Here is a 6,041-nt window from a genome sequence, read left to right on the forward strand (position 1 = left end):
GACGATAATTATGTCAGATATTAAATTAAAATATTTTGGAACAGACGGTGTTCGTGGCGTTGCTAATCAAAGTTTGACACCAGAATTAGCTTTTCGATTGGGTCGAACCGGCGGTGCAATTTTAACAAAACATGCACAAAATTCTGATAAGCGACCGGTAGTTATTGTCGGTCGTGACACACGTATTTCAGGTGAAATGTTGCAGCAAGCGATTGTAGCAGGATTTTTATCAGTGGGTATTGACGTCCTACGTTTGGGTGTTATTACAACGCCAGCGGTTGCCTTTTTAGTTGAAAACTTGGAAGCGGACGCGGGTGTTCAAATTACCGCTTCGCATAATCCGGCCGCTGATAATGGAATTAAATTTTTTGGTAATGATGGTTTTAAATTGTCTGATGAACTGGAATATGAGATTGAGCAACTACTTGATGCTCCTGAAGATAATTTACCTCGCCCTAGCGCTGCAGGTATCGGAATTGCTAACAATTATCCTGAAGGCGTACAAAAGTACTTGGAGTTTTTACAAAAGACAATTCCAAGTAATTTAGAAGGTATGCGCGTTGCATTGGATGGCGCTAATGGCGCAACTAGTGGCCTGTTGGCCAGATTATTTGCTGACTTAGGAACTGATTTTATTACACTGGGCACTGAGCCAAATGGCATTAATATTAATGATGGCGTTGGGTCAACACATCCAGAAGCATTAGCTGAACTGGTGAAAGCTAGTGAAGTTGATGCAGGATTGGCTTTTGATGGTGATGGTGATCGCTTGATTGCCGTAACAGAAGATGGTGAAATTGTGGATGGTGATAAAATCATGTTTATCACAGGAAAGTTTTTAAATGAACAAGGCCGGCTTAAGCATAACACGGTTGTGTCAACTGTAATGAGCAATATTGGTTTTTATAAAGCATTAGCTGAAAATGATATGCAAAGTGTTAAAACAGCAGTTGGTGATCGTTATGTTATGGCTGAAATGCTGGCAAATGATTATAATCTTGGCGGCGAGCAATCAGGTCATATTATTTTCAGAGACTGGGCTACCACCGGTGATGGCTTGCTGACTGCTTTGCAGTTGCTCTACGTGATGCACGAAACTGGTAAAAAGCTGTCTGAATTAGCTGCTGAGGTTTCAATTTATCCGCAGAAATTAGTGAATGTCAAAGTTGCTGATAAATTTGCGTTGCAACATGATGCTGATGTTGTCGCAAAAATTGCTGAAGTAGAAACACAAATGTCTGGCGATGGTCGTGTATTGGTGAGACCTTCTGGCACTGAACCATTACTACGTGTGATGGTTGAAGCGGCGACACCAGAGTTGGTCGAGCAATATACATCTGAAATTGTTGACGTTGTTCGTGAAAAAGCTGAGATTTAAAGTGAGTAGCGTGTTTATCGCATTATATTTTTTGACGACTGTAATTTATCAAATTATACAGTCGTTTTTTGATATAATAGACTGTATACTATGCTTTAAAAGGACGAGAACGTGTCACAAGACAGTTTTAAAAAACACATATTAACACAATATGGTATTCGTTTTAATGACGAATCACTATTAACCGAAGCGCTAACTCAGCACAATTATCTCAATGAACATCCAGAAGATAAAGGACATGACTATCAACGATTAGAATTTTTAGGTGATTCTGTCATGCAAGTGACAGTGGCAGAATATTTATTCAAACGCTATCCTAATTGGCATGAAGGCCAATTAACTGAAATGCGGATTGCAATGGTGCAAACACGATCTTTTGCACACTTTGCGCGCTTGGTTCATTTGAACGAAGGTATTCGGTTAGGTAAAGGCGAAGAAATGAGTGGCGCCCGCGATCGTGATTCATTACTGGAAGATATTTGGGAAGCATTTATCGGTGCCTTATACTTAGATCAAGGGCCAAAAGAAGTGAACCAATTTCTTGATAAAACATTGTTTGCAGCGATTGATACGGATTTCTTTGACAGATTCATTGACTTTAAAAGTCGATTGCAAGAACGTTTGCAAGTAAAAGGAACGGTCGATATTGCTTATCGCACTGAAAGGGAAGAACAGTTAGCAGACAATACACAATTATTTGAGGCGAGTGTATCTGTTGATGATAAAGAACTGGCGCGTGGAACTGGTAAGTCAATTAAAGATGCTGAAAAAGCAGCAGCGCGAACTGCCTTAAAATTATTGGAAGATAATGTCAGCCTATGAAATTAAAATCACTTGAGATTAGCGGATTTAAGTCATTCGCCGACAAAACAATGATTGAATTTATGCCAGGGATGACTGGTATTGTTGGTCCAAATGGATCGGGAAAATCAAACATTATTGAAGCAATTCGCTGGGTAATGGGAGAACAAAGTGCTAAAGATTTGCGTGGGACAAAAATGTCCGACGTTATTTTTGGTGGCACTAATAAGCGGGGTGCTCTCAACCGTGCCGAAGTAGCTATCACATTTGATAACAGTGATCATTACATTAATTCAGATTTTAACGAAATTCGTGTAGCTCGCAAATTATATAGAACTGGCGAAAGTGTTTACCAAATTAATGGTGTTGAAAGCCGCTTACGAGATATTCATGATTTGTTTATGGATACTGGGTTAGGGCGAGAGAGTTTCTCCATTATTTCTCAAGGTCGTGTGGAAAGCATTTTTAATGCCAAGCCAGAGGATCGTCGCGGCATCATTGAAGAAGTAGCTGGTGTATATAAATATAAACAAAATAAAGAAAAAGCCCAGAAAGAATTATCACAAACGAGTGATAATTTGTCACGCGTTGCTGATATTATCCACGAAATTGAGGATAGAATTGAGCCTTTAGCTGAACAATCTGCCCAAGCCACTGATTATTTATCTCAAAAAGAGCGGTTTGATACTTTAGATAAGGCGCGTTTAGCTTTAACGATTCACGATGTTGAAATGAAAGCTGAGCAGGTCAAAGCAAAATTTACAGATCAGCAGAAACAAGTGACAACTGAAAAATCAACGCTATCACACATCAACGAAGCATTATCACAGAAAAGGCAGGAACGCGTTAGTCAGCAGTTAAAACGCGATCAACTGCAAGCCGACATTTTGGCATTAACTCAAACACATGAGCGCATGGTTGGTGCTCAAAACTTGAGTCAACAACAAACTGCTACTTTGGAGCGCGATATTGACGAGGCGACAAGATCGACTGCTGAGGTAAATGAGAAAATATCAGCGTTAACATCACAAATTGCACCGCTACAACAACAAGAATCAGAGCTTAAACAACAAAAGTCAACACTAAAACAAAAATTGACACAGTTTGATGATTTGACACAATCAGAACTTAAATCCAAACTGCAAGCCGACATCGAAAAAAATCGTCACGCTTATATTCAAACAATGCAAGATATTGCGGCTTTGCACAATGCGAAAGTTAATGACGATAAGCAATTGGCTCAAATAACAAGTCGTTATCAGACATTATCTGAACGGTTAAAAAATGAGACAGAGATTATGTCGCAAGCCCAGCAAGAATTGGCGAATTACCAGCCCAATGTTTCGGCGCAACACGATGTCTCAGCATTGAAAACAGCAGTTGATAAAAGACAAGAACAGTTTGATCATGCTGCAAGAGCATATAAACAATCTGAAACGAATTGGTATAATACCTTAAATGACCTCAACAAAATTCGTAGTCAACATGATGCCTTAGCGGCGATGGATGACTATGCAGGCTTTTACCAAGGTGTTCGTGCCTTAATGAAACCGCAAGTTAGAAACCAATTTGTTGGTATTAAAGGTGTTGTGGCAGAATTACTGACAGTGCCAGCAGATTACACTTTAGCTATTGAGACGGTATTAGGCGGTATTTTGCAGCAAATTGTGGTTGATAATACCAGTACGGCGAAGGCAGTAATTGCTTACCTGACAAAAAATCGGGCTGGCCGCGTGACAATTTTACCGGTTGATATAATTAAGCCTCGTCATTTAAATGGTTTAGAACAAGCACGCAGAATGGCTGGATTTGTTGGCATTGCTGCCGATTTAGTGACCATGCCTGAAGAAATGACAGCCATTAAAGCAAACATTTTGGGACACATTGTTGTGGCTAAAGATTTGAGCAGTGCCACGGAAATTGCAAAAGCTAATCAGTATCGTTTCCGAATTGTGACGCTTGATGGGCAACTAGTCAATGCCGGTGGTTCAATGACAGGTGGTGCGACACAAAAAAGAGGCACAACAATTTTGAGCCGCCAAACGGAAATTGCAACACTGACGCAGAAAATCACTGATTTAACAGAATTATCAAAATCTCAAGAACTTGAGTTGCAATCACAACGACGTGATGGCGAAGTAATTAGAGAGTCTCTGGTTGAAGCGCAAACGAAACTAAAATCAGCTAACGATGAGACGCAAAAGGTTGACTATGAATTGCAACGCAAGCAAGATACATTGCAACAACAAAAACGCGTTGTTCAGGCACTTGAATTTGAGTTAAAAGATATTGTGACGCAACAAGAGGAATTAACAACACAACTAGAAAGTTGTGAGTCACAATTAAATGACAAGCAAGCACAAAAAAATGCGCACGAACTTGAGTCTCAAGAATTGTCACGAGCGCTGGAATCGGCATCTAACAAAGCGCAAAGTCATAATGATGACAAAGTTGCCATTCAAACAGAATATGTGACACTAACTGGTAAGTTAGAAACAGTGACAAGTCAACTTGCTATTCTGAGACAGCAGCAAAAAGAGTTGGAATCTCAAGCTGCAGGTCTGACTGTTAAACGCAATGATTTACAGGCAAAATTAACGGCAACGCAAAATGACATTGCGACGCAACAGCAGGTTTCAGATATTGTTGAAAAACTTACGAGCGTGCAAAAAGAACATGATAATATTAGTCAATATTTAACAACTATCAGTGATGATTTATCTATTTTGGAAACACAGTTTGCAGCACAACAAGAAACCCTGCGCTCAGTTATGGCTTTAGAAAGCGATCTTGCGGCACAACAAGCTAGACTAACAACACAAAATGAGAACTTACTGGCACAACTAGCATCACAATATGATATTAGTGACAGCCAAGACCTTTATCAGAAACTGACCGATTTAAACTTAGAAACAGTCACTGATCAATTGAAACTTATCAAACGTAGCTTGGATGAAATTGGTAATGTTAATATTGGTGCCATTGAAGAATATGAAGCGGTTAAGCAACGTTTTGATTTTTTAACACAGCAGCGTGATGATTTATTATCTGCAAAAGATAATCTGCTACAAACAATTGATGAAATGGATGAGGAAGTTCAAATTCGCTTCAAACATACATTTGACGCTGTTGCGGAGCATTTTGGACGCATTTTCACACAAATGTTTGGGGGTGGTCGGGCAGAAATTAAACTAACGGATCCAGACCACCTCTTAACGACGGGAATTGACATTACAGCGCAACCACCAGGAAAAAAATTCCAACAAATGAGTTTACTGTCTGGTGGCGAAAAGGCGTTGACAGCTATTACGTTATTGTTTGCTATTTTGCAAGTCCGTCCAGTGCCGTTTGTAGTACTTGACGAGGCCGAAGCAGCGCTAGATGAAGCAAACGTAGCGAGATTTGCACGTTATTTGCACGAATTTTCTGGTGAAACACAATTTATTGTGATTACACATCGAAAAGGTACGATGATGAATGCTAACTTATTATATGGTGTGACCATGCAAGAAGCTGGCGTATCAAAAATGGTGGCTGTGGATTTGGATAATATGGCTGAAACGGCATCATAAATATGTCGTGATAATCTAATTACCAGCAATGAATAAAGGAGAAACAAATGGGATTATTTGATATTTTCCGTAAAAAGAAGAATAACGTTGAACCGGAATCAACGACTACTTCAGAGAGTTTGTCTGAATCGCAATCTGAAAGTTTATCACAATCAAACAGCGAAACAACGACGAGTAGTGCTTTAACACAACCGGTTATGGAACAAGTTGGTTTAGTTGATGAACATGAAGCTGATGAATGGTCAAAAGCGCTTGACAAAAAGAGTGAAGCGATTCATGATCTGCCAGAA

Annotated in this window: 3 protein-coding genes and 1 pseudogene; all 4 read left to right on the plus strand. The window is 39.6% G+C overall.

Features of this window, described 5'->3' with window-relative positions; genetic code table 11:
• The first annotated feature begins 10 nt into the window (after positions 1-10).
• Complete coding sequence (glmM, locus tag IEU71_RS02280) at positions 11-1,378, plus strand: phosphoglucosamine mutase (protein WP_004910508.1); 1,368 nt, start codon at positions 11-13, stop codon at positions 1,376-1,378.
• 111 nt (positions 1,379-1,489) lie between these two features.
• Positions 1,490-2,200 (plus strand): ribonuclease III, encoded by a 711-nt coding sequence (gene rnc / locus IEU71_RS02285; protein WP_004910505.1) that lies wholly within the window; start codon positions 1,490-1,492, stop codon positions 2,198-2,200.
• On the plus strand, positions 2,197-5,751 hold the full coding sequence (smc, locus tag IEU71_RS02290) for a chromosome segregation protein SMC (RefSeq protein WP_004910504.1): 3,555 nt from the start codon (positions 2,197-2,199) through the stop codon (positions 5,749-5,751). Before rnc ends, smc begins: the two co-directional genes overlap by 4 nt.
• Positions 5,752-5,798: 47 nt before the next feature.
• Positions 5,799-6,041: pseudogene (locus IEU71_RS02295) on the plus strand (signal recognition particle-docking protein FtsY); the annotation flags it as partial.

Origin of the sequence: Leuconostoc falkenbergense (assembly GCF_014634805.1) — a bacterium.
Lineage (GTDB): Bacteria > Bacillota > Bacilli > Lactobacillales > Lactobacillaceae > Leuconostoc > Leuconostoc falkenbergense.